Annotated in this window: 22 protein-coding genes, 2 tRNA genes and 1 pseudogene; 19 read left to right on the top strand and 6 right to left on the bottom strand. The window is 37.7% G+C overall.

From position 1 onward, the window contains the following. The first annotated feature begins 26 nt into the window (after positions 1-26). Positions 27-362, top strand: coding sequence for a tetratricopeptide repeat protein (locus RCC89_11405; protein ID WMJ73763.1), 336 nt, complete (start codon positions 27-29; stop codon positions 360-362). Positions 363-462: 100 nt separating this feature from the next. Here the strand turns inward: RCC89_11405 and dnaB are convergent, their stop codons facing one another. After that, positions 463-2,034 (bottom strand): replicative DNA helicase, encoded by a 1,572-nt coding sequence (gene dnaB / locus RCC89_11400; GenBank protein WMJ73762.1) that lies wholly within the window; start codon positions 2,032-2,034, stop codon positions 463-465. A gap of 186 nt (positions 2,035-2,220) precedes the next feature. On the opposite strand from dnaB, the gene RCC89_11395 reads away from it, so the two are divergent. From RCC89_11395 to RCC89_11380, 4 genes are all read left to right on the top strand, one after another. After that, the gene (locus RCC89_11395; protein ID WMJ73761.1) at positions 2,221-3,555 is read left to right on the top strand and encodes a Mur ligase family protein; all 1,335 of its coding nucleotides are present in this window, start codon (positions 2,221-2,223) and stop codon (positions 3,553-3,555) included. Between the two features lie 18 nt (positions 3,556-3,573). Further along, positions 3,574-4,398, top strand: coding sequence for a 3'-5' exonuclease (locus RCC89_11390; GenBank protein WMJ73760.1), 825 nt, complete (start codon positions 3,574-3,576; stop codon positions 4,396-4,398). Positions 4,399-4,448: 50 nt separating this feature from the next. Further along, positions 4,449-4,904 (top strand): Rrf2 family transcriptional regulator, encoded by a 456-nt coding sequence (locus RCC89_11385; protein ID WMJ73759.1) that lies wholly within the window; start codon positions 4,449-4,451, stop codon positions 4,902-4,904. A gap of 499 nt (positions 4,905-5,403) precedes the next feature. Further along, on the top strand, positions 5,404-6,309 hold the full coding sequence (locus tag RCC89_11380) for an endonuclease/exonuclease/phosphatase family protein (GenBank protein ID WMJ73758.1): 906 nt from the start codon (positions 5,404-5,406) through the stop codon (positions 6,307-6,309). Positions 6,310-6,506: 197 nt separating this feature from the next. Here the strand turns inward: RCC89_11380 and RCC89_11375 are convergent, their stop codons facing one another. Next, entirely contained in the window at positions 6,507-6,947 is a 441-nt protein-coding gene (locus RCC89_11375; protein ID WMJ73757.1) for a hypothetical protein, read from the bottom strand. Positions 6,948-7,211: 264 nt separating this feature from the next. Between RCC89_11375 and RCC89_11370 the strand changes: the two genes are divergently transcribed. From RCC89_11370 to RCC89_11320, 11 genes and pseudogenes are all read left to right on the top strand, one after another. Continuing rightward, positions 7,212-8,507, top strand: a complete 1,296-nt coding sequence (locus RCC89_11370; GenBank protein WMJ73756.1) for an O-acetylhomoserine aminocarboxypropyltransferase/cysteine synthase — start codon at positions 7,212-7,214, stop codon at positions 8,505-8,507. A 363-nt stretch (positions 8,508-8,870) separates the two neighbouring features. Continuing rightward, positions 8,871-9,212, top strand: coding sequence for a helix-turn-helix transcriptional regulator (locus RCC89_11365; GenBank protein ID WMJ73755.1), 342 nt, complete (start codon positions 8,871-8,873; stop codon positions 9,210-9,212). Beyond that, positions 9,193-10,425, top strand: a complete 1,233-nt coding sequence (gene dcm, locus RCC89_11360) for a DNA (cytosine-5-)-methyltransferase (protein ID WMJ73754.1) — start codon at positions 9,193-9,195, stop codon at positions 10,423-10,425. The genes RCC89_11365 and dcm overlap by 20 nt, the downstream gene beginning before the upstream one ends. Further along, positions 10,391-11,701: an MvaI/BcnI family restriction endonuclease gene (locus RCC89_11355; GenBank protein WMJ73753.1), complete on the top strand. Its 1,311-nt coding sequence runs from the start codon at positions 10,391-10,393 to the stop codon at positions 11,699-11,701. The genes dcm and RCC89_11355 overlap by 35 nt, the downstream gene beginning before the upstream one ends. 258 nt (positions 11,702-11,959) lie before the next feature. Beyond that, positions 11,960-12,208: a hypothetical protein gene (locus RCC89_11350; GenBank protein ID WMJ73752.1), complete on the top strand. Its 249-nt coding sequence runs from the start codon at positions 11,960-11,962 to the stop codon at positions 12,206-12,208. Between the two features lie 397 nt (positions 12,209-12,605). After that, positions 12,606-13,370 carry a hypothetical protein gene (locus tag RCC89_11345; protein ID WMJ73751.1) on the top strand — a complete coding sequence of 255 codons (765 nt, stop codon included), beginning with the start codon at positions 12,606-12,608 and terminating at the stop codon, positions 13,368-13,370. A gap of 305 nt (positions 13,371-13,675) precedes the next feature. Beyond that, positions 13,676-14,116: a hypothetical protein gene (locus tag RCC89_11340; protein WMJ73750.1), complete on the top strand. Its 441-nt coding sequence runs from the start codon at positions 13,676-13,678 to the stop codon at positions 14,114-14,116. Positions 14,117-14,419: 303 nt separating this feature from the next. Next, positions 14,420-15,214, top strand: a complete 795-nt coding sequence (locus RCC89_11335) for a tetratricopeptide repeat protein (protein WMJ73749.1) — start codon at positions 14,420-14,422, stop codon at positions 15,212-15,214. Between the two features lie 125 nt (positions 15,215-15,339). Continuing rightward, on the top strand, positions 15,340-15,786 hold the full coding sequence (locus RCC89_11330; GenBank protein ID WMJ73748.1) for a UPF0158 family protein: 447 nt from the start codon (positions 15,340-15,342) through the stop codon (positions 15,784-15,786). A gap of 279 nt (positions 15,787-16,065) precedes the next feature. Then, positions 16,066-16,926 (top strand): annotated as a pseudogene (locus tag RCC89_11325) (Rpn family recombination-promoting nuclease/putative transposase). 198 nt (positions 16,927-17,124) lie between these two features. Further along, positions 17,125-17,793: a hypothetical protein gene (locus RCC89_11320; protein WMJ73747.1), complete on the top strand. Its 669-nt coding sequence runs from the start codon at positions 17,125-17,127 to the stop codon at positions 17,791-17,793. A gap of 77 nt (positions 17,794-17,870) precedes the next feature. Here the strand turns inward: RCC89_11320 and RCC89_11315 are convergent, their stop codons facing one another. The 4 genes from RCC89_11315 to RCC89_11300 are packed head-to-tail and all read right to left on the bottom strand — an operon-like array spanning position 17,871 to position 21,134. Further along, the gene (locus RCC89_11315; protein WMJ73746.1) at positions 17,871-18,509 is read right to left on the bottom strand and encodes an outer membrane beta-barrel protein; all 639 of its coding nucleotides are present in this window, start codon (positions 18,507-18,509) and stop codon (positions 17,871-17,873) included. Between the two features lie 58 nt (positions 18,510-18,567). Next, a complete protein-coding gene (locus tag RCC89_11310; protein ID WMJ73745.1) occupies positions 18,568-19,341 on the bottom strand; it encodes a patatin-like phospholipase family protein in 774 nt (257 codons plus the stop codon). Then, positions 19,341-20,180, bottom strand: a complete 840-nt coding sequence (locus RCC89_11305) for an MBL fold metallo-hydrolase (protein ID WMJ73744.1) — start codon at positions 20,178-20,180, stop codon at positions 19,341-19,343. Before RCC89_11305 ends, RCC89_11310 begins: the two co-directional genes overlap by 1 nt. Positions 20,181-20,186: 6 nt before the next feature. Further along, the gene (locus RCC89_11300; GenBank protein WMJ75655.1) at positions 20,187-21,134 is read right to left on the bottom strand and encodes an acetyl-CoA carboxylase carboxyltransferase subunit alpha; all 948 of its coding nucleotides are present in this window, start codon (positions 21,132-21,134) and stop codon (positions 20,187-20,189) included. A 335-nt stretch (positions 21,135-21,469) separates the two neighbouring features. Between RCC89_11300 and RCC89_11295 the strand changes: the two genes are divergently transcribed. From RCC89_11295 to RCC89_11285, 3 genes are all read left to right on the top strand, one after another. Then, positions 21,470-21,546 (top strand) — tRNA-Asp (locus RCC89_11295). Positions 21,547-21,621: 75 nt separating this feature from the next. After that, positions 21,622-21,695: transfer RNA gene (locus tag RCC89_11290), tRNA-Asp, on the top strand. Positions 21,696-21,897: 202 nt separating this feature from the next. Further along, positions 21,898-23,679: an SLC13 family permease gene (locus tag RCC89_11285; GenBank protein WMJ73743.1), complete on the top strand. Its 1,782-nt coding sequence runs from the start codon at positions 21,898-21,900 to the stop codon at positions 23,677-23,679. Positions 23,680-23,769: the final 90 nt, after the last annotated feature.

Below are 23,769 nucleotides of genomic sequence, written 5' to 3'. Positions count from 1 at the left end.
ATATTTCACTAAAAAATCAAAATAAGATGCATCATTCAAGAATAAACCAGCTTCTGGAATTTTTAAAAGAAGATCCTAACGACCCTTTTACAATATATGCCCTTGCTCTTGAATACGAAAAAACCGGTGAATTAGATACAGCCGGCAACTATTTTGAACAATTACTTAAAGAACATGAAGACTATTTAGGCACTTACTACCATGCCGGCAAATATTATGAAAAAACCGGACAAATAACAGAGGCAAAAGCGGCTTTTAATAAAGGTATTTTAAAAGCACGGCAACAAAACAACTTAAAAACCGCATCAGAGCTTCAGAATGCCCTTAATGAACTTCTTTTTGAAAATGACGAAGATTTTTGACCAAACCTAGAAAATATGAGTAGCAGAATCTTAAGTTTTGCTACTCATAGTAAGGTCAACCTTTTAGCGGAACCCCTACTGTCCCGCTAAAACAGATGAGTTAAAATGGAGGATCAAGGTCTTCTTTTCCGCCACTGTCAGATTTTCCTAGATCATTGATCCTACTGCTGAAAGTCTGGGCGCCTCCCCCTCCTGGTACATCTGTTGAGAAACTACTCATTCCTGCATCGAAGGCAAAGTTTCCACCACCTGAATACTCAGGGTCGTCAAGGTCTGTAAACTTGGTATACTTACCAAGGAACCTCAACCTAACATCTTCAAGACTACCATTTCTGTGTTTAGCTATAATAACCTCACCTACCCCTTTCAATGAGTTACCCATTTCATCCTCTTCTATACCATAATAATCAGGTCTGTACAAGAAAACCACCATATCAGCATCCTGCTCAATAGCACCCGATTCCCTAAGGTCAGAAAGTTGAGGACGCTTATCTGGTCTAGATTCCACCGCCCGGCTCAACTGGGAAAGTGCGATTACAGGCACTTCAAGTTCTTTTGCCAAATTCTTCAATGACCTGGAAATTCCTGCAATCTCCTGTTCACGGTTGCCTCCTTTGCCGCCACCATCTCCAGACATCAACTGAAGGTAGTCAATGATAATCATTTGAATATCATGCTTTGCTTTCAGCCTACGGCACTTGGTCCGAAGTTCCCTAATAGAAAGCGCTGCCGTATCATCAATGTATATAGGGGCATCTGTAAGCTTAGGAATCCTGTGGTGAAGTTGCTGCCACTCATATTCTTCAAGGTTACCTTTTCTAAGCTTTTCACTTTCCAGTTCGGCTTCAGCCGAAATTAACCTGGTAGCAAGCTGTACTGAAGACATTTCCAGTGAGAAAATAGCAACAGGTATATCAAAGTTAACAGCAGCGTTTCTCATGGCAGATACAACAAATGCTGTTTTACCCATACCTGGACGAGCTGCCAGGATAACAAGGTCACTTTTTTGCCAACCCGAAGTTACCCGGTCCAAGTTACTAAAACCACTTGGCACACCAGTAAGCATACCGTCGGTATCTTTCTTATCCTGAAGCTCTTTAAGCGCCTGATGCATAATACTGCGCATATCGGCGTAATTTTTACGGATATTGGCCTCTGATACCTTATATATAGATTGCTCCGTCTTATTCAGTAAGTCAAATACATCGGAAGTCTCTTCATAAGCTTCACGATGGATTTCAGTAGCGATATTGATCAGGTCACGCTTGATGGACTGCTGTGCGATAATACGCGAGTGAAACTCTATGTTAGCAGCCGAGTTGACCCGGTTTGTTAGTTCTGTTACATAATATGGTCCTCCAGCTTTTTCCAAAGCACCCATAGCCCTCAGTTCCTGACTAACTGTAATGATGTCTACAGGTTCCGAACGGTCAAATAAGTCAACAATGGCTTTGTAAATAAGCTGATGGGCTTCTTTATAAAAACTTTCTGGCTTTAATATTTCAAGCACGATGTTCAGAGAGTCCTTTTCAAGCATCAGTGCTCCTAGAACAGCTTCTTCAACATCAGTGGCCTGAGGAGGCAGTTTCCCCATTTGTTGGTTCAACTCATAGAAGGTATTTCTACTACGGGTATTATTAGGTTTCCTAGTAGGCGATTTCTCATTATCCATACCCAAATTTACGAAAAAAGTTAAAGTCCGATATACCCGAGGCAGAGAATATTCTAGGTTTATTTATTCACTCTTTATTAACACCACATAAAAATCATTAAAATCAACAAGATACGTGCTAGTTGCCATCCTTTATTTGCTGCTGACAATAATTGTTATATTTTTGCATGGCTAAAATGTGTAAAAATGTCTGACAAATCACCTAAAGTACATTTTATAGCTAATGGCAGCAGTATAGTCCATGATTTGGCCTTGAACCTGCAACAAATAGGCTATAGCGTATCCGTGTCTGATAATTCTCTTAACGAAACAGTTGACCATAAAGGGTTGACTATACATAACGACTGGAATACCAAAAGAATATCTAAAGAACTGGACATGGTTATTCCTGACCAAAAGTTAGGTGCTGATAACCCCGAGCTTCAAGAAGCACAGAAGTTAGGTCTAACGATATGCTCCGTTCCTGAATTTATATTTCAAAAATCCATTAATAAACAACGCATAGTCATTACCGGTACCCATGGCAAGACCACGACCACTGCCATGATTATGCATGTATTAAAGCATTTTAACAAAGACTTTGATTATTTGGTAGGCTCGCTTCCAGAAGGGTTTGAGAGCCACGCAAAATTGACCAAGTCTGCCCCAATCATTATCATTGAAGGAAGTGAATGCCCTGCTACTCCGATAGACCCAACTCCGGAGTTCCTTTATTACAACCACCACATTGGCCTGATCAGTGGTGTGGAATGGAGATATGCAGATATTTATGGCACTTTTGATGAGTATGTAAAGCAATTTGAAAAATTTGCGGATGCTACACCTAAAGCTGGTATACTTGTCTTTAACGAAAATGACGATGTTGCTACTTTAATAGGACGCAAAGAAAGGGAGGATGTACAAAGGGTAGAGTATAAAACTGCGGACTTCGAAATAAACAACAACCAAACTACCTTGATTAACGGCAAAGAGAAAATCGCTCTTAACATTTTTGGAAAGTTAAACATAAAGAACCTAAGCGGAGCAAGGGCTTTGTGCGCTAAAATGGGCATTACCGAAGAGATGTTCAACCAAGCGATTGGCAGCTTTAAAGGTGTAAAAGACAGGTTGGAGGTTCTGGGGAAAACTTCTGAAACTGTAGTAGTGAAAGATGTGGCACACTCCCCTGCCACCTTGAAGGCATCAACCACGGCTGTAAACAAACAGTATCCTGAATACCAGCATGTGGCTGTGTACGAACTAAATCCTGAAGACAAGCAGAACAGTGAGTATTTCAAACAATATAAAGATTGCTTGAAGGGAACTGATTTGCCTGTAATTTTCATTTCTAAAAAAGCAGCTACATCTTCGGATGAATTGAAAAAAGTTTTTAACAAACAGGAGTTAAAAGTTTTCAATGAAGCCAATGCTTTAAAAGAATATTTAGCAAGCCTAAATTGGAAACAGAAGTCTCTGTTACTAATGAGCCCTTCTGATTTTGGCGGAATAAACTCTAAAACCTTAGCACAATCAATTTTATAAAAGTTAAACTTTCTCATCATGACACCATCTGTTCCCGATACCCTGAAACTAAAAAAGCCATTGGTGTTTTTCGACCTGGAAACCACTGGTACCAATATTACCAATGACAGGATAGTGGAACTTTCTTTTATCAAGGTTATGCCCAATGGGGAGCGCATTACCAAAACATCCAGGATCAACCCTACCATTCCTATACCATTGGAATCAAGTTTGATCCATGGCATTTATGATGAAGATGTACAGGACAAACCTACTTTTAAAAGCATTGCAGCTTCTCTAAACAAGTTTTTAGAAGGTTGTGACCTTGCAGGTTTTAATGTCATAAGGTTTGACATTCCAGTATTGGTTGAAGAGTTTTTGAGAGCTGGGGTTGAGTTTGATATCTGCAACCGCAAAATAGTGGATGCGCAAAGGATATTCCACCTTATGGAGCCGAGGACCTTGACCGCAGCTTATAAGTTCTATTGCAACAAAGAACTAGAAGGAGCGCACGGCGCAGAAGCTGATACAAAAGCGACGGTTGATGTATTGTATGCGCAAATTGAAAGATATCAAAACTGCAAAATAAAAGACGGAAAGGGCAAAGAATATGTCCCTATTACCAATGACATTGATGAACTGCACAACCTGACCGCTTCTCAATTTGCAGACCTTGCAGGAAGAATAGCTTTTAACGACAAAGGCGAAGAGATTTTCAATTTTGGAAAATATAAAAACCAACGTGTTTGCGATGTCCTTCAAAGGGATCCTTCCTACTATGACTGGATGATGAAAGGAGACTTCTCCTTAAACACGAAGAAAAAGCTTACAGAAATAAAACTTAGAGGTTTTAATCTCAAATAACAACCTTCAAGTAAAAAATATACTGTAGCACTAGGCAAAGTGAAAAACAGATGCTTTCCAAAAAAACAAAATATGCTATTAAAGCCTTGGTCATGCTCGCAAGAGAATATAACCAAGGCCCTATTCTTATAGGAGACATAGCAAAAAAAGAACGCATACCTAAAAAGTTTCTGGAAGCTATACTGTTAGACCTAAAAAAAGCTGGAATATTAAACAGTAAAAAAGGCAAAGGTGGAGGTTATTACCTGCTTAAATCTCCAGAAACAGTAAACCTAGCCAATGTCATCCGGCTATTTGACGGCCCCATAGCGCTACTTCCCTGCGTCAGCTACAAATATTATGAAAAGTGCGAAGAATGTGTTGATGAAGAAACCTGCGGTATCAGAAACGTCATTAGCGAAGTCAGGGAAGAAACTGTAAAGCTACTTAAAAACAACTCCCTGGCCGATGTGATACAAAAAGAAGAAAAACTGATCAAGCGACAGCAGAAAGACCTGGACCAATAGCTAGAAACCCAGGCTTTACCTCCTTTTCGACACAATCTAGGTTAGACCTGAAATATGTAATAGAACTTTCTATTACGTAGCAAAATAACTCCAAGTCAGTCCCTTCGTTCACGTTTGTATCTTAACCATAGGCTGCTATGCTTGCGACCAAAAGTGTTGATTTATTGGGGCTATGCTCCTCATGACGAAACCTATCGCATAATTCAGCTTCAAATTTTAGAAGGTTGGCATACTTTCCTGTTATATATATAAAGCCCTGCAAGCATAAACAATGCAGTCAACAGGGGTAAAACAAAACCAGAACAAGGAGTGTATGATGAAAGGTTGTGTGAGGGTGTTTTTCTGCTTTGTTATTCCTTTAATAACGTTACTAGTCTCAATCCACCAGCTTTTCTTGCTTTCAAGCCATTGGGCCATAGGTTTTGCCTACCTTCTGACACCGGTTTTATTACTGACCAACCTCATTACCTGCCTCTTTCTCTTTTTAAAGAGATCGGTAATGTCTGTAGTTCCAGTCATTAGCCTTCTGGTATCATACCCACAGATAACAGAAACCATAGGAACCTCATTCAAAAAAACCAACCCAGAAGAAGAAACCCTCAAAGTGACTAGCTATAATGCTGGCACCTTTTACTACTATAGATGGGAAAACAAACAAGACACCTCAACTTCAAAGAAAAGCATACGATGGATTGCGCAAAAGATAGACTCTGACATACTGTGCATTCAAGAATTTTACAATAATGATGCATTATCCGCTGAATCATCTCTTGAAAAAATAAAAAATGCAGGGTACAGCTACTACCACACCTCCCCTGTCAAACTAAGCAACTACGAGGGCTTTTTTGGCTTGATAACCTTTAGCAAACATCCTATCGTAAATGGAGGCTCTATTGAATTCTCAGGCAAAAAAAGCCTCAACAGAGGATTATATAGCGATATCAAGATTGACACTGACACCATCCGGGTAATTAACATGCACCTTGAATCCATGTCAATAAGATTGAACCCAGACATTTCCATACATAAGCCCAAAACCATCCTTGAAAACCAAAAGGACATTTATAAGAAACTAAAAAAAGGATTCATTACCAGAGAAAAGCAAATCAATAAGATAGCGGATTTTGCAGCGAAATCACCGTATCCAATCATCATCTGTTGCGACCTGAATGATACGCCTTATTCATACACTTACAAGCGCCTTAAAAAGTCTTATAACAACGCCTTTGAACAAGCAGGAAAAGGATTTGGCTTTACTTATAATAAGTTTCCATGGCTAATAAGGATAGACCATCAATTTTACAGTAAAAAGTATTTTAAACCGATAGGTTTCAAAGTATATAAAGACAACAAGCATTCAGACCATTACCCAATAGAATCTGAATATTTGATAAAGGAGCGGTAACATAAAAATAGTAGGGAGTGACCCATTTAGATATTGGCACATACAGCCATTTAAAGACGACAACTTAAAAAATATTGCTAGACAAGTAAAAAACTTATACTTCGCTAGAGGCTTAAATGGGTAATCATAAAAATAGTTACAGATACACAGCCAATGCAGCGCTAGTATATCTGTAACTTTGGCATGAAAAACACTTATTATATTTTCCCTTTTAGTTTTTCCAGGGTTTCTGAAAACTCAGATTCCAGTTTTAGTTTTCTAGTCAGATAGAGTCTGTAAACCATTTCATTGTTAAGCTGACCAAAGAGGGACTGAAGATAGTTTACCGCTTCGTCCGCTTTTTCTTCATTATAGCTAAAAAAGAAGTCTTTTGTTCTATTGTTCACAAATATCACAAAGCCATCCGGTCTGCCGCCAAGCGCAAAAAGCCCTTTGAGCAAGGCATAACTAAAATGATTATCCCAAAGCTTAAAGCGAATAAACATTTGCTCTTGTTGCCCCTGTTGATCATAACCAGAAACAACCTCTTCCACCTCTGTTACTAGATTACATTCTTTTATAAAGCTAAGTACAAACCGTTTATTTACTTGACCTAAACCTGTTGGCTTTACATCGGTTTTATTTATTACTGCTTGCATAGTGATAATATTTATAAAGTGGAGCAACTTGTATAGAACAAATATACAAAATTATATTTCGATATTTAATATTTTGCAAAATTATTTTCTACATAAACGAACAACATATATATTTGACAGAATATTTTTTGGCAATACTTAAATAAACATTAACTATAAATATTAGAAGCCGCTAAAAGAATCCGTTATACATTAATTAATAAAAAGGAAAAGAAGAAGGTCTACAGAATTGCTATTTTTGTGCAACAATAAATAATTATTTTTATGTCAACCCATAGATTTGAAACATTACAATTACATGCTGGCCAGGAAATAGATCCGGCCACGCTATCCAGGGCGGTTCCGTTATACCAAACCACCTCATATGGTTTTAAAGACTCAGAACATGGGGCCAATCTTTTTGCGCTGAAAGAGTTTGGGAACATCTACACAAGGATAATGAACCCAACCACCGATGTTTTTGAAAAAAGAGTAGCGGCTTTAGAAGGCGGGGTTGCCGCACTGGCAGTAGCCTCTGGTCAAGCGGCACAGTTCATTGCCCTAAACAATATTTTACAACCTGGAGAAAACTTTGTATCTACCTCTTTTCTGTATGGAGGATCGTACAACCAGTTTAAAGTAGCTTTTAAAAGAATAGGTATCGAAGTTAAGTTTGCAGATGGCGACAAGGCTGAAAGTTTTGACAAACTGGTAGACAGTAAAACAAAAGCATTGTATGTAGAAACCATTGGCAACCCTGGGTTTAACATACCAGACTTTGAAGCGATAGCTCAGGTGGCAAAAAAACATGACCTACCGCTGATTGTAGATAACACTTTTGGTGCAGGAGGTTATTTGTTTCGTCCACTGGAACATGGCGCGCACGTTGTGGTATCATCCGCAACTAAATGGATTGGTGGCCATGGAACAAGCATTGGCGGGGTAATCGTGGATGGCGGTAACTACAATTGGGGCAATGGGAAATTCCCTCAATTTACCGAACCGTCAGAGGGCTACCACGGGATGAAGTTTTGGGAGGTGTTCGGAACCGATGGCCCATTTGGGAACATTGCTTTTAGCATCCGTGCCAGAGTAGAAGGTTTGAGAGATTTTGGCCCTGCCATTAGCCCTTTCAACTCTTTTCTGCTCATACAAGGACTGGAAACTCTGTCATTGAGAATGGACAGACATGTAGAAAACGCCCTGGCACTGGCCAAGTGGCTGGAGTCTCATGAAAAAATAGAGCACGTTAATTACCCTGGACTGGAAAGCAGTCCGTATCATAACCTTGCCAAGAAATACTTAAAAAGGGGTTATGGAGGTGTATTGTCATTTAAAGTAAAAGGTGGTACCGAAAAAGCCGAAAAGATAATCAACAGCTTAAAGCTAATCAGCCATTTGGCAAACGTAGGAGATGCAAAAACATTGATCATCCACCCTGCTACTACCACCCACCAACAGTTAAATGAGCAAGAGCAAATAAAAGCAGGCGTAGAACCAGGGCTTTTAAGAATATCAGTCGGAATTGAGCATATCGATGATATCAAAGAAGACTTAGCGCAAGCACTGGAAAATGTGTAGCCTGAGTGTTGTATGAAAAGCTACTGACGCTAAATCCTAAACCTTTATGGGAAAACCTCTTTCTCCATAAAGGTTGGTTAAGCTCGCATACATAACGCCTTAAGTTATCTGCTTTTGTGGTATATTCTGGGAGTTGAACAAGGATTTGCATATGCCAGAACGGGGGAAGTTTTTGGGGTTTTATGTTTTGCGAGTTATGGTAGTTATGTCTAGAGAATTGTAAGTGAAATTTTGTCTGGTAGGAGGAATTCTTGTTCACGCTATCAAACACACTACTTTTTTCCTACCCCAAAATTAGTTGCAAATATTGACGGTAAGTTCGCAAATTATAATTATTTTTGCTATAAACAGGTCAAGTTAACTATGTCAAGTTTTGGACAGTTTTTAAGAGCAGAGAGGGAAAAACGTAAATGGACACAGTCTGAGTTTGGAGAAAAAATCGGACTCAACATAAGTGCTGTTAGTAGAATTGAAAATGATTCGCAAAGGTTCTCAAAATCAAAACTAAAAGCCTTAAGTGACCTATTTAATATTGATGAGCAATTCATTAAGGACTTGTATTTCGCTGATAAATTTGCAAGAGAAGCCTTTCAGTACCGTTGTTCTGAAACAATTTTCACTGTAGCGGAGCAAAACGTGAAGTACATTAAACAAAAAAGGAAACTCAAGGTCAAATCGAATTCAAATGAAACGGAAATATTCTGAGATACGGGAAAAGCTGAATTTTATCATTGATAAAAAAACAACAGATGAAATGGCTCATTTGACCCATTATTTCCATAATCATAAAAATGGGATTTCACAGTATTTTAAATCTTCTGCTGAAAAATATTTGTCTCACCTACACGAGGAACTTGGTATTGTTGAAGAACCTAATTTCCAATCCTATCTGCCTTTTGAATGGGATATTCCGTTTCCAACACCTAAAAACCCAAAGTTCAAATTTATTGACTTATTCGCAGGTATTGGCGGAATCCGCTTAGCCTACCAAAACATTGGTGGCAAATGCGTCTTTTCTAGTGAGTGGGACTCATTTGCAAAGAAAACTTATGAGGCAAATTTTGGAGAAGTACCTTTTGGAGATATTTCTAAAATTTCAGAAACTGAAATTCCTGACCACGATATTTTGCTTGGCGGATTTCCATGCCAGCCATTCTCAATAGCAGGAGTTTCTAAAAAGAATTCACTTGGCAGGCAGCATGGTTTTTTAGACAAAACTCAAGGGACATTATTCTTTGACATAGCTAGGATTATAGGGCATAAACGGCCAAAAACGTTTATGCTTGAAAACGTAAAAAATCTTGTTTCTCATGATAAGAAAAATACATTTAAAGTAATAACCGAAGCTCTGACAGAATTGGGCTATACGGTTCACTACAAAGTGTTAGATGCAAAATATTACGTTCCTCAACATAGAGAAAGAATCATTATAGTTGGTTTCGCCAAAGAAATATTTAAAGAGCAAGAGCAATTCAAGTTTCCTGAACCTAAAGATGTTAAATTAAGAATTAAAGATATTTTAGAACCTTATGTAGATGACAAATATACACTTTCGGATAAACTTTGGCACTACCTTCAAGACTATAAGAAAAAACATCAAGCCAAAGGAAACGGTTTTGGTTTTGGACTAACTGATTTAAATGGTGTTTCAAGAACTTTAAGCGCTCGTTACTATAAGGATGGCGCTGAAATTTTAATCCCTCAAGAAGGAAAAAATCCAAGAAGGCTAACACCAAGAGAATGTGCTAGACTTCAAGGTTTCCCTGATACTTTCCAAATACCTGTCTCTGATAACCAAGGGTACAAACAATTCGGAAACTCAGTGGCTGTTCCATTAATCCAAGCGGTAGGAAAAAATGTTATAAAGGAATTACAGAGAATAAATGAACCTGAACAATCTAAAGTCGCTTTTTGCTGATAATGGCTGCACTGAAATTTACGTAAAGTCGCTTGCGGCTAATGATAATTCTAAAAACCAAGTTTATTTTGGTGGAAATTTTGAAATAGTCAATGTTCTGCCTATTTTAAGTATCGAGACTGTTGAAGCAGGAGATTGGAAAAGAGAAAGGTTCAAAGCCAAATTAGACTTTGCTTGGCTTAATGATGAAGGCCAAAAATCGATTGCTCCTCATGCTCAATTAATTCTATACCCTAAATATCCAGAAGTTCGATTTTCAGGGTTTCTTCTAAGTTGTCAAAACGCTCCATCTGACTTGATGGCAAACAGAATCGCAGATAGACTTCTGTTCATTTCAGTCGACAAAAGTGGCAGGGTCTTAGGTTATGTCGCTGCCCCAGATTCAGACATTGCGAATGAGTTCAATAAATTAAAGAAACTAGGAGAACATGGAGTTTTCCAAGTAATTGAACTCCCCCAAGTTGAAAATAACAGAAGTATTCTCTTGAATGAACTTTGCAGAATTCATGGTCTTGGTTGGATTGATTCAAAAAGGCTTGATTCAGCAAGTAATATTCTTCCTTGTAAATCTTCTAATTGTGGTGGTTATACTCTAGAAGCTGAACTTGGAGTAACTCCAAATGGGTATTCTGAACCTGACTTTATGGGTTGGGAGATTAAACAGTTTGGAGTAAACAGGTTTGACAAAATTGATGCTTCGGTTATTACCCTTATGACTCCTGAGCCTACAGACGGACTATACAAAACCAAAGGAACTGAATTTTTTATCAGAAACTATGGCTATCCCGATAAAAGAGGTAGATCTGACAGAATGAACTTTGGTGGTGTTCATAAAGTGGGAGAAGTTCATAAAACCACAAGCCTCGAAATGACGCTTTTGGGCTTTGACATTGAATCAGGAAAAATCAGAAATTCCAATGGGCGAATAGCACTTTTAGATACAAAAGGAAATGAAACTGCTTCATGGAGTTTTGCTTCAATGCTACTTCAATGGAATCGTAAACATGACAAAGCTTGTTATGTCCCCTCACTTTCAGAGACAACAGGGAACAGGAAGTATAAATACGGAAATAATGTGGTATTAGGAACAGGCACGGACTTTCAACTTTTCCTTGCAGAATTGGCGAAAGGAAACATCTACTATGACCCAGGCATTAAACTCGAAAACATGTCGACTAAGCCTAAAATAAAGAAAAGAAGTCAGTTCAGAATTAAATCAAAGTTTCTGCCTGACTTGTACAAGAAAAATGAAATAGTAGACGTATGCCAGCCTTAAGTTCAAGCACATTGCAATCCTCGTTCGTGCAGTTGCAAAGAGCTTTCAAGTCAACGCAAGGTCAGAAAAGGAAAGCACGATTGCACAATCGAGCAGACGGCTCTGCCAGCTAGAGAACTGGCAGCGTGCGTCTCAGATGATATAAGCGCGTCTTGTCCTGCCCTACAAGCCGGCTCATCTATCAGGTTTTGCTGTAAATTGAGAAGGAAAGGGGTAATGCAGGGGGCTGAGTACAACACATAGTTGCCAACAATTGAAATGAAGAAAGTATTACTCATATTGACATTATTTTTAACAGGATGTGATTATGGGCTTAAAAAAGAGCTTGATATTAAAAAGGCAGAATTAGTAATTAAAAAATTTAACGAGAGCCGTAAAATAGATTCAATTCTATTAAGGAAGTCAAATGCAGAGCATATCATAAACATAGAAAAGAAATTTCTATTCGTGGTTAACAGCTTTAACAGTGACTTTAATGGTGTGGATATATACAACAGAAAAAGATAGTTCTTACGTGGATTTAAAATTTAATAACTTTATAATAAGTCATGAAGAACCTAATCAAGGGAAATGGACAAAAGTTTACGGTAAATACTAAGTAATGATAAAAAAGATAATCATAGGAACAGGTCTTTCAATCTTGATATTTTTTTCAATATCATTTTTAACCGTATTGTTTCAGATTAACCCTTTGCATTATTACCCAAAAAATGAACTTTATAGATTAGATATAGGATTTCCATATGCATATTATTCCCAATTTTGGTTGAGAGGAAATGAAATTCCGAATTCTGGCTGGAATCTAAAACATTTATTTTATAACTGCTTAAGCATATGGATTACTGTGACTGGCGTATATACTCTGATTAAAAGGAAATGCTGTGTTTAATACCTAATATATGCCATGCTAAAAAAGACCATACATACATTCAAAGACCTTGATAAATGGTTGTCAGATAACTTTCATTTTGAAGACGGACACGTTTTGGCTATCAAGGAAAATCCGTTTGAAATTATTGTTGGTTATAACGTAAAAGCAAATTATAGAGCAAATTCAGAAAGACATATTCTACCTTTTAAAATAATACCATCTAAAATTATTGAATGGCATTTTAACAAAGAAGTGGTAAATATCGGGGACAACAACTACATAGAATATATTGAAGCAATCAAGGTTGAAAGTGGAATTTGCTTGGAGTTCTCCACTCCTGCGATTATTCGACTTGTAGCGGACAATATTGTAATTGAAGAACAAGATATAATAAAAACGACTTTTAAGCCTTGGGCAAGCGAAACAGAAATGCATTTGACAACTAACCTTTCGGAAATTCCAAGACCTGAATTTTGGAAAGAGGAATTAAGCAAGTATGGTCACCAAGTATTGTTTCGCTATTACGCAGGTAGCGAAAGACAACCAGAACAAGTTCCGTATCCTGGCTATGAAGGTTACTACATACAACTTGTAGACAGAATAAACTCAACACAGGAAGGCATTTTTCTAAAGCATCTAAAATTAGAAAACGAGAAACTGAGTCTGCATTTTGAAAACAAAGATGGAGAGTTGAAAAATGTTTGGGACGATTTAACACTGATTCTTTCAGACTTACCTAACGCTAAATTAACAGTGGAAATTGTGAGTGTCCCGGAACAAAGTGGAAACAATATTTAGCGGACAAAATATTAAAAGAATGACAAGAAGCACAGCATATAATCTAAACGGCTCTGCCAGATAGAGGCTGGTAGCGTCCGCCTCAGATGATATAAGAGCGTCATGTCCTCCCCGACATGCCAGTTCATCGCTAAAAATCTCCACCGGAGATTTTCTTAACGCAATACATCAGGTGTAAGCCTTCGATATATAAAAGCTATCCAAAGCCCTGCAAAGTATTTGAACCTATCAGATTTTGCTGTAAATTGAAAAGAAAAAGGGGGAAAAATGAAGGGGGATGGGTTTAACAGATAGTTGTAGCACATATGAAAAAGCTGTTCCTGATAATATTACTTGCTTTTCTTTATTCTTGTGAGCCGAGAATAAAAAATGATACAGAAACTTTTGAAAAAGTATTCAGTATGTCTGAATTTGATATTGAAATCCAGAATTGGGGGTGTTTTGGCGGGACTGCAGATTATTTTACGGTAAAAAAGAAGAATAACGAATACATTTTAAAGTCAAAGGAAACAGGAAAAAGTCATTTAATATCACAAGCTAAAATGGACTCACTGAAAAATTATTTGGAAGCAAAAATCGGAAAAGATGAATACGGAGGTTGTACTTCAAGTGAATATATAAGAGTTGGCTCATTTTTTTATTCTGTTGATTATCATCATAGTTTTTGTAGTGGAATAGAAGCAACAATGATAAATAATTTGCTAAATTATCGAAAATTAATTTCTAAAGAAGAAAAGGATGAATAAAAAAAAACATCTGGTTATCAATAGATAGGGCGCGCTGAAAAACGCCCAAAACATTGATCTGTTGATATTTGTATAAAAATTAGGAGGTATAGGTGCAAGGTTTTTTCGGTTATTTCTTGTTTTTCCGTGCACATTAAAGTGACAAGCTTTTAACCCAATACTTTTTTTGGGCTAGCCACAAGCGCACAATCTACTTTATGGCCTTACATTCGAAGTATTCCAATACGTCTTCATGTAAGGCCATGCGTATCTTGCACACTTGTGACTTTTTCAGCAGGCCCTAGATAAACTTTCAGGAAGTCAATGAAAAACTTAGTTATAATAATTTTAATATTATTTACATCCTGCATAAATAGCGATAACAAAAAATACTATAAATTAGGGTTGTACCACTTTAACAATAAGGATTACCTAAATGCTTTAGTATTTTTCAAAAAAGTAGATTCAGTTTATGAACACTGTAACAGGAATGCTTTTCTTGGAGCAAGTTATCAAAACTTAGGAAATTATAAAAATGCAATTATTCATTTTGAATCCGCAAAAACTAATTGTGACCCTAACGTAGAGCTATTAATTAATTTATCCGACTCATACTATAAGGATGAAAAGTTTGACTCTGCTGTATCCGTTGGCTTATTAGCTTATAAAAAAGACCCTAACTTATTTCAATCATGTTTCAATTTAGGATTGTTCTACTATGATTTAGAAGAGTATGATTATGCTTACCACTATTTAAAGAAAGCTGAACTCCTCAATTCTGAGGATAATGATGTTTATGATTTACTTGCAACTGTTTATAGTGCAGCTGGAGAATATGATTCTTCTTTAATTTATATAAATAAAGCAATTAAAATTGACAAGAGACTAGAATACTTTGTCGAGAGGTCAACTTACTATGCAATGCTAAAGGACTTCGATAGCTGTATAAACGATTTAAATTATGTAATAAGTATTGATTCAATGAATGAAGCAGCTTATTACAATAGATCTCATGCTTTATATAAAATTGGAAAGACAGAAGAAGCATGTAAAGATTTTACTGTGGCAAAAAAAATTAACCCTAATAGCGACTTGGAAAAGTGGGTAAAATGCTATTAAAAACTGGGACTAATCTAGCAAACGGCTCTGCCAGCTAAAAAAACTTGCAGAGTGCTCCTTTGATGGCACAAAGCAAACCGACACTGGCTTAAAACCCATTAACATTATACAAAAGACAACAATACATGAAATTATCGGAAATACAAATACAAGAAATAGCGGGAGATCTTAATATGGGAATGCGTTGTTTGTACCATCTGAAAACTGGTGAAATAGAAGCAATCCCGGATTTTGACGATAGTAGCTGGTATGGTTGTGACATGGAACTATGGCAGGAGAAAATGGACAAGGTAGAGGAAAATTGGGGTTACTATTTCGAATTTGAGAAAATGACCTCACACGAAAGTTTCGAAATAATGGCCGATTTCGTAGAGACAGTTGAAAACCAAGATTTGCAGGAAAGACTTTTTAATGCACTGAATAAACCCAAGCCATTTCGGAACTTCAAATGGGAGATTGATAACTCAGGTCAATACAGACAAAAATGGTTTGAGTTTAAAGATCAAAGATGGATTGAGTTTGTAAAATCCCAGATTGAGCAGTATAACAAAGAGTTTCCAGACAATAACTAATTTAGAAAATAAAATACTACTGTAAAACAATGAGTAGACGGATCTGCTTGCTAAAATTGACAGATCTGAGGGGCGGTATTTCAATAGTCATGCATTGATTCATACCCTCTTCCCTAAGCCTTAACAGGGTTTAGTTCAACCATTTACCCTTTTTACTTTTATTTGCTATCGCATGAAAAGGACTTGACAAACTCCATATACACAAACTTACGTCTCATTATAGAAGAAAAAGAAACAGTCGACCTCAAAAAATAGTATCTTTATAAAAAGTTAGTTAAAATGGCTGATTTTGCAGAAAAATATATAAACCCTTTTACCGATTATGGATTTAAGCGTTTGTTTGGGGAAGAACCCAACAAAGACTTGCTTCTTGACTTTTTAAATGTGCTTTTGCAAGAAGAACAAGGGGAAATTTAAGACTTAACCTATTTAAAAGGAGAACAATTAGGAACAAATGAGGTGGACAGGAAAGCCATCTTTGATCTTTACTGCGAAAATGAAAGAGGTGAAAAGTTTATCGTAGAGCTTCAAAAAACCAAGCAGAATTTTTTCAAGGACAGAACTATCTATTACTCAACTTTCCCTATACGTGAGCAGGCAAAAAGAGCAGATTGGAATTATGAATTAAAAGCTGTTTACACAATAGCCATTCTCGATTTTGTATTTGACGAAGACAAGCATGAGCCTACTAAATATCGTTATGACATAAAGTTATCTGATATTGAAACAAAAAAAATATTTTACGATAAGCTGACCTTCATATACCTTGAAATGCCAAAGTTCAACAAAACCATTGATGAACTTGAAACAAGATTTGACAAATGGCTATTCGTATTAAGGAACCTGAACAAACTTGACAGGATACCAGACAAGCTGCGGGAACATATTTTTGAAAAGCTCTTTGAAACAGCAGAGATAGCAAAATTCACTCCTGCCCAAATACAGTCATATGAAGACAGCTTAAAATATTATCGTGACCTAAAGAACTCTTTGGATACTGCTAAGGAAGAAGGTATTGAGGAAGGAAAAATTGTTGTTGCAAAAAATGCAATTAAAGAAGGCTTGTCTTTGGATGTAATTATGAAAATTACCGGCTTGACAAAAGAACAAATAGAAAAGATCAAGAACAACAAGACGTAATGAAGTTGACGGCTCTGCCAGCTAGAAATGGAAGAATGCACCCATGTCTGCCGTAGGTAGGTTTACCTTCCGTAGGTAGGCCTGCCTGCGTTCACTAAAGTTTGTACCCGTCAACGTCGGAGGACCTGACGGCGTACTAAAGTATATAGTATTTTAACAGTTGACCGTCTGAACTTATGACTTGAAAGCTCCTACCTAATGGGTCATAGAGGCACGATGGAATACATTCAACACATTGACATAAAACGGACAGTGCTAAAAGAAACATTTATAGAACTTTTAACAAACTATACAGACAACACCCGTCTGGTGGATAAACTATGGGTAGAAATCGAGGAAAAACACTCAAGCAAAAAAAGATATTACCACACTTTAAATCACCTTGGCAACCTTTTAGAGCAATTGACAAAAGTTAAAAGAGAAATACAAAATTGGGAAACTATCCTATTTACGCTCTACTACCACGACATAGTTTATAACGCACTTAAATCAGATAATGAAGAAAAAAGTGCTACACTCGCTGAAAAAAGGATGAGACAAGTTTCAGTCCCTAACATCAACATAGAGCTTTGTAAGAAGCAAATATTAGCATCTAAATCACACATCAAGTCAACTGATAGCGATACAAACTATTTTACAGATGCCGACCTTTCTATATTGGGACAAAGTTGGGAAACATACACACAGTATTTCAAAAATGTAAGAAAAGAATATTCCATTTTCCCAGATTTCGTTTACAACTCTGCGCGCAAAAAAGTATTAAACCATTTTTTAACAATAGACAGAATTTTTAAAACTGACTATTTTTACAACACCTTTGAAACCCAAGCAATACAGAACTTAAAAAGAGAAATAGAATTGCTTTAATGACTTTAAACAACCCCCTCGGTCTCCCCTATCTACTGAAAAACTGAACGTCAAGCACCTTTCATAAACATTGAGCATCACTTATCCCTACCAATGCTAAACCCTGCAGACAAAATTAAGCTTTGGTTATACCAGTGTATTGAAATATCGTTTATGCGGTTATACATAGAAGTAAACGGGTGGACATATCTCAGTCCAAAATTCAGCCCGAAATCAGTCTCATACTCTATTCCAGTCATTAACCCAAACTCTAATAGCCTTCTGTGAGGATCTCGCCTTCTATCGGTCTTTACTTTTTCAGCATCGCTATCATATTTCTGGTATGAGTTGAAGAAAAAAGCACTTATGGAAGGACCTGCAAAAAACTGAAAGCCACGAAAGTGAAACGTAGGGCTCAAAGGGTATGCGTCTATATAATGTTCGTTTTGCTGAAGCCGAATATGATCTACTGTATGAATGAACCCTCTGTTGATATACATAAAATCAGTCTTAATCCAGAAGAATTCGGAAAGCATGCTATTAACAAAAATTCCTGCCGCAGGCCCTATTTTAGTAGAAGTGACTCCTTCGCCTTCGAAATCCCGAAAAGCAATCCAATCGCTTCCGCGGTACATGTTATAAGCAGCTCCTATCCGAAAGCCCAATGCAACACGTTGGGCACAGGCAAATTCATAAAAGGTGACTATAAATAAAAAAGAAAGGAATGCGGACTTCATTGTGCTAAAGTTTTTCTCTAAAACTTCATATCACATAAAAGGTTTAAGTCGCAGCAGTCTAAAAATTGTATTTCTGAAGTATATCTTTAGAAGAGCGCAGCATGTTAATGGTGTAGTCATATCCAATCTTATAGATTTCCTCAGCCTTTGAAATCTCAAAAATACCATAATTGATCAAGTCAAGAGGTTCTATAAAGAGGTCGCAGTACTTGATGCGGTCAATAACATTCATTTTAACTGCCAGATGAAAAGTGCGCTCCACCATAGACTTCATAGACATCGTTTGAAAATCGCGGTTGGTCGGATTGCAATGGGAACCTACAATAAAGTCACAGTACCCTAGCAAGGGTTCTACTGGCAAGTTGTTCAACACACCACCATCAATAAGCAATTGCCCTTTGTATTGCATAGGCGCAAAAAGGACGGGCATACATGTAGATGCCAAAAGCGGCTCTAGTATAGGGCCTTCGGAGAAGAAAACGGTTTTTCCTTCTACTATATCGGTTGCAGAAATTACTAGTTTGGTCTTTAATTGGGAAAAGTCCGTGCAAGGCAAATATTTTTCATAAATATTGATAAACCTTTCCATGTTAAGAAAACCGAACTTGCTCCACGCTGGACGTAAATATCTAAAAAGGTTGGTTTTAACTAAGGTGTCAAAAATTTCTTTAGGAGACATCCCACAGGCGTAAAGTGTCCCTATAATAGCACCGGAACTAACCCCTGATATGAGGGTGGGCTTGACACCTACCTCTTCAAGTGCCTGAATAACCCCTAGGTGAGCAACACCACGTGCTCCCCCACCAGAAAGACCTAGTCCTGTTCTTGTCATTAGAGAATTTCTTTAAGCGAAAATGTCTTATCAGCCCTTACACCTTTTTCTGTAACTTTTAATGTACAGCATTCATGTACCGGGTCGTGTTCGAAAAAAACAATGTAATTGTTTTCTACAGCTATATCTAAAAACGTTTTTTTCTCTTTCAAAGTTTCAAGCGGCCTGACATCATAACTCATTATCCACGGAAGCGGTATATGACCTAATGAAGGTAATAGGTCAGCTACATAGGCCAAAACTTTTCCTTTATAGTGGATAATAGGAAGCATTTGCTGTTCTGTATGTCCATCAACATAAAGAATCTCCATACCTTCCCAAGGAGTTTCCCCTTTCTTCAAAAACTTTAATTGTCCACTTTTCTCTAATGGTTCCAGGTTTTCTTTTAGAAAACTTGCTTTTTCACGGGCATTCGGGTATTTGGCCCAATTCCAATGTGCTTCATTAGACCAATAGGTAGCATTTTTAAACCTAGGCACGATTGAAGTTTTATCTTTATCGTACATGGTAGCACCGCCCACATGGTCAAAGTGGAGATGGGTTAAAAAAACATCCGTTATGTCGTCAGGATGAAAGCCAGCATTGCCTAGGGAGGTTTCTAGTGAATCACCAGAAATATAATAATGGCTAAAAAATTTTTCGTCTTGTTTATCTCCAAGACCAGTATCTATCAGCATAAGCCTGTTGCCCTCTTTAAGAAGAAGGCAACGCATGGCCCATGTACACAAGTTATTTTCGTCTGCCGGGTTAAACCGATTCCACAAAGATTTGGGCACCACACCAAACATGGCACCACCATCAAGTTTAAAGAAACCGGTATTTATGACAAACAGCTCCACTCAATACTATTCTACAAATACTCCCATTGAGCCAAACTTCTCAATACGGTTATTGATTCTTTCTTCAGGGGAAAGAGCGCTTAACTCTTTAATATTATCCAAGACAACTTGCCTCATCTTATGTGACATACCTGCAACATCGGTATGGGCACCACCTAATGGCTCTTTGATAATCCCATCGATAAGGCCGGCTTTCAGCATATCGTTTGCAGTAAGTTTTAAAGCCTCTGCTGCCTGCTCTTTATAGTCCCAACTTCTCCACAAAATAGATGAGCAAGACTCCGGCGAAATAACAGAGTACCATGTATTTTCCAACATAAGCACTTTGTCACCGATAGCAATGCCTAAAGCACCTCCAGAAGCGCCTTCACCAATAATGATGCAAATAACAGGCACCGTCAGCATAAACATCTCTTTCAGGTTTCTGGCAATAGCCTCACCTTGACCGCGTTCTTCAGCTTCCAATCCTGGAAATGCGCCTGGGGTATCAATAAAAGTAACAATGGGGATCTGAAACTTTTCTGCAATCTTCATCAAACGAAGGGCTTTCCTATATCCATCAGGGTTAGCCATACCAAAATTACGCATTTGCCTTTGTTTGGTATTCCTTCCTTTTTGCTGACCGATCAACATCACTGTTTGTCCACCTACTTCACCTATACCGCCAACCATGGCTTTGTCATCTTTGACACACCTATCGCCATGTAACTCAATAAACTTATCAGTGATGTCATAGATATAATCTAAGGTATAAGGGCGGTCAGGATGTCTAGAAAGTTGTACCCTTTGCCAACGGGTCAAATTCTCATAAGTGTCCTTTTTCAAGCTATTTATTTTTTCTTCAAGCGATTTAACTGCACTTTCTACATCTACATTGTTATCTTCAGCAAGCTGCTTCATATCAAACAATTTTGCTTCTAACTCAGCAATTGGTTTTTCGAAATCAAGATATATCATTTTACCAGATTGAATATGCTCTTTCACCACAAATTTATGAATTAAAAATTTTCATAAAATAAAAATCCAATAAATCCTCAAATAAATCTATCGAAAGTAGTAAAAAACACCAGTCTGACCATAACTAACCACATGTTTTGCAAATGGTTAGAAAAATACACAAAAAAAATACTTATTAGTATTTGCAAATAATAAAAAACCCGTCTACTTTTGCAGAGCAATTCGGAACAAAAGTATCCGAAAACAGTTCTAAGAAGTATTTAATAGCTTGATTTAACATGATATCTTGAGTAAAATCAAGAGTCGTATTTCAAGTTGCTAATAAAAAAGTTGGTCCGGTAGTTCAGTTGGTTAGAATACATGCCTGTCACGCATGGGGTCGCGGGTTCGAGTCCCGTCCGGACCGCCAACATCTCGAAAAGAGAAAAATACACTTTCAGAAAACGTCTGATGGTAAAAAATATTCATAAATATTATACTTATTGGTCCGGTAGTTCAGTTGGTTAGAATACATGCCTGTCACGCATGGGGTCGCGGGTTCGAGTCCCGTCCGGACCGCAAAAAGCCTAGCAAAGTTAATTTGTTAGGCTTTTTTGTTTTATCAGTGTTTTCCCCCTCTCCTCCACAAAGCATGGCTTGTAGCTACACACACTTATGACTTTTTCAGCAGGCCATATCTAACATTTTTATAAAATATATTTACTCTATCATTTTAATATATTAGTCACGTTCATGATATTTGCCAAATAACCTAGGTTTTATGGATGCCATTATTCTTGCGGTCATTATAGCAGGAGCTTTAATACTTTTTATCAGCGAAATCATTCGTGTCGATGTAATAGCCCTTCTTATTATGTCTTCACTGGTAGCTACAGGGGTTTTATCACCAGCAGAGGCTATTGAAGGCTTTAGCAATAGGGCAACAGTAACAGTTTTGTTTATGTTTATTTTGAGTGCAGCCTTATTGAAAACAGGTGCGCTCACTCAAGTAGGCGTTTTTTTTGCCCGCATGTTCAAAAAAAACTATACCATTGGCCTTATGACTATGATGTTGTTTATAGCTGGGGTTTCGGCTTTCATTAACAATACGCCTGTCGTTGCTTTATTTATCCCTATATTAATCCAAACCGCCAAAGAAGCTAAAATTTCATCGAGCAAACTGCTGATACCTTTGTCTTTTGCCTCTATTTTTGGAGGCATGTGCACCTTGATAGGTTCATCTACCAATATTTTAGTAGATGGCGTTGCCAGGCAACATGGCGAAGAGGGCTTTACAATGTTTACTTTAGCACCTGCCGGTGTCACTTTACTATTTGCAGGCATGCTCTATATGATGTTTGCCGGCAGAAAGCTTTTACCGGACAGAAAAGATTCTGACAGCAACAACTACCACTTACGGGACTACATTATCGAAATAGAGCTTTTTGAAGACGCCCGCTCGTCCAACAAAAGGATCAGAGAGGCACCTCTTGTGACTGAGTATGAAATGGACATTTTGGAGGTAATACGCGGAGAAGATGTATTCTCCCTCCCGTCTGGAGACTTTATCTTAAAGTCTGGCGACATTTTAAAGGTGAGAAGCAATGTGGAAAGGCTTCAAAAACTAAAAGATAAATTAAAAATCAAACTGCACCCTCCTATCAAAGTAAGCAACTACCATTTTGCTTCAAAAGATACATCCCTGGTTGAACTGATCATCACTTCCAACTCCAGGTTTGAAAGCAAAACGATGCAGGAGGTTAACTTTAGGCAGCGGTACCGGGCTATTCCTTTGGCTATAAAGCATAGAGAGGATATTCTTCACGATCGGCTAATGGATACCAAGCTCAGGGCTGGTGATATTGTACTGGTAGAAATCAAAAACAATAGGCTTGACAAATTAAAAGAGGAAGAGTTTCAGCAAAACCAACCATTCCTGTTGCTGACGGAACATAAAACAAACTCAGTAAACTGGAAAAACTTTTCCATCATTGCTGGCTGTTTACTAGGCATAGTCCTTCTTTCTAGCTTCAATATTATGCATGTTCTAGGAGGCACCTTAATAGCAGCCGCCATTATTGTAATAACAGGATGTATTCCCGTGAAGGAGATTTATGATGTGGTAGACTGGAAGGTAATCGTACTTTTAGCAGGGGCTTTAAGCTTGGGGCTAGCCATGGAAAAAACGGGTCTGTCAACGATAGTTGCAGGTACGGTAGTAGAATCGGTAGGCTTTTTAGGCCCCATTGCCATACTATCCGCCCTCTACCTCCTTACGTCACTGCTCACTGAAATCATGTCCAACAACGCCAGTGCCGCACTGATAGCTCCAATAGCCATTTCAACAGCACACCATTTAGAAATGTCTGCCATGCCTTTTCTAATAGCTGTGACGCTGGCTGCTTCGGCGAGTTTTATGACACCGGTAGGGTATCAAACCAATACCATGATTTATGGGGTGGGTGGTTACAAGTTTTCAGACTTTACCAAAGTTGGCATTGGGCTCAACTTAATGTTTTGGATACTAGCAACCATTGTTATCCCATTGCTCTACAACATGTAAATCTATAAATTAGGGCGCGCTGAAAAACGCCCAAAATATTGATCTGTTTATATTTGCATAAAAAACAAGAGGTATTTGTGCAAGGGTTTT

Source organism: Cytophagaceae bacterium ABcell3 (assembly GCA_030913385.1).
Taxonomy (GTDB): Bacteria; Bacteroidota; Bacteroidia; order Cytophagales; family Cytophagaceae; genus ABcell3.
This window is presented reverse-complemented; position numbering and strand designations above follow the sequence as displayed.

Coding starts and splice junctions, on each gene's coding strand:
- RCC89_11380 (WMJ73758.1), top strand. CDS start 5,404: ATGTCTGTAGTTCCAGTCATTAGCCTTCTGGTATCATACCCACAGATA.
- RCC89_11390 (WMJ73760.1), top strand. CDS start 3,574: ATGACACCATCTGTTCCCGATACCCTGAAACTAAAAAAGCCATTGGTG.
- RCC89_11370 (WMJ73756.1), top strand. CDS start 7,212: ATGTCAACCCATAGATTTGAAACATTACAATTACATGCTGGCCAGGAA.
- RCC89_11385 (WMJ73759.1), top strand. CDS start 4,449: ATGCTTTCCAAAAAAACAAAATATGCTATTAAAGCCTTGGTCATGCTC.
- RCC89_11335 (WMJ73749.1), top strand. CDS start 14,420: ATGAAAAACTTAGTTATAATAATTTTAATATTATTTACATCCTGCATA.
- RCC89_11310 (WMJ73745.1), bottom strand. CDS start 19,341: ATGACAAGAACAGGACTAGGTCTTTCTGGTGGGGGAGCACGTGGTGTT.
- RCC89_11405 (WMJ73763.1), top strand. CDS start 27: ATGCATCATTCAAGAATAAACCAGCTTCTGGAATTTTTAAAAGAAGAT.
- RCC89_11365 (WMJ73755.1), top strand. CDS start 8,871: ATGTCAAGTTTTGGACAGTTTTTAAGAGCAGAGAGGGAAAAACGTAAA.
- RCC89_11340 (WMJ73750.1), top strand. CDS start 13,676: ATGAAAAAGCTGTTCCTGATAATATTACTTGCTTTTCTTTATTCTTGT.
- RCC89_11285 (WMJ73743.1), top strand. CDS start 21,898: ATGGATGCCATTATTCTTGCGGTCATTATAGCAGGAGCTTTAATACTT.
- RCC89_11330 (WMJ73748.1), top strand. CDS start 15,340: ATGAAATTATCGGAAATACAAATACAAGAAATAGCGGGAGATCTTAAT.
- RCC89_11320 (WMJ73747.1), top strand. CDS start 17,125: ATGGGTCATAGAGGCACGATGGAATACATTCAACACATTGACATAAAA.
- dnaB (WMJ73762.1), bottom strand. CDS start 2,034: ATGGATAATGAGAAATCGCCTACTAGGAAACCTAATAATACCCGTAGT.
- RCC89_11375 (WMJ73757.1), bottom strand. CDS start 6,947: ATGCAAGCAGTAATAAATAAAACCGATGTAAAGCCAACAGGTTTAGGT.
- RCC89_11355 (WMJ73753.1), top strand. CDS start 10,391: ATGAACCTGAACAATCTAAAGTCGCTTTTTGCTGATAATGGCTGCACT.
- RCC89_11395 (WMJ73761.1), top strand. CDS start 2,221: ATGTCTGACAAATCACCTAAAGTACATTTTATAGCTAATGGCAGCAGT.
- RCC89_11345 (WMJ73751.1), top strand. CDS start 12,606: ATGCTAAAAAAGACCATACATACATTCAAAGACCTTGATAAATGGTTG.
- RCC89_11350 (WMJ73752.1), top strand. CDS start 11,960: ATGAAGAAAGTATTACTCATATTGACATTATTTTTAACAGGATGTGAT.
- dcm (WMJ73754.1), top strand. CDS start 9,193: ATGAAACGGAAATATTCTGAGATACGGGAAAAGCTGAATTTTATCATT.
- RCC89_11315 (WMJ73746.1), bottom strand. CDS start 18,509: ATGAAGTCCGCATTCCTTTCTTTTTTATTTATAGTCACCTTTTATGAA.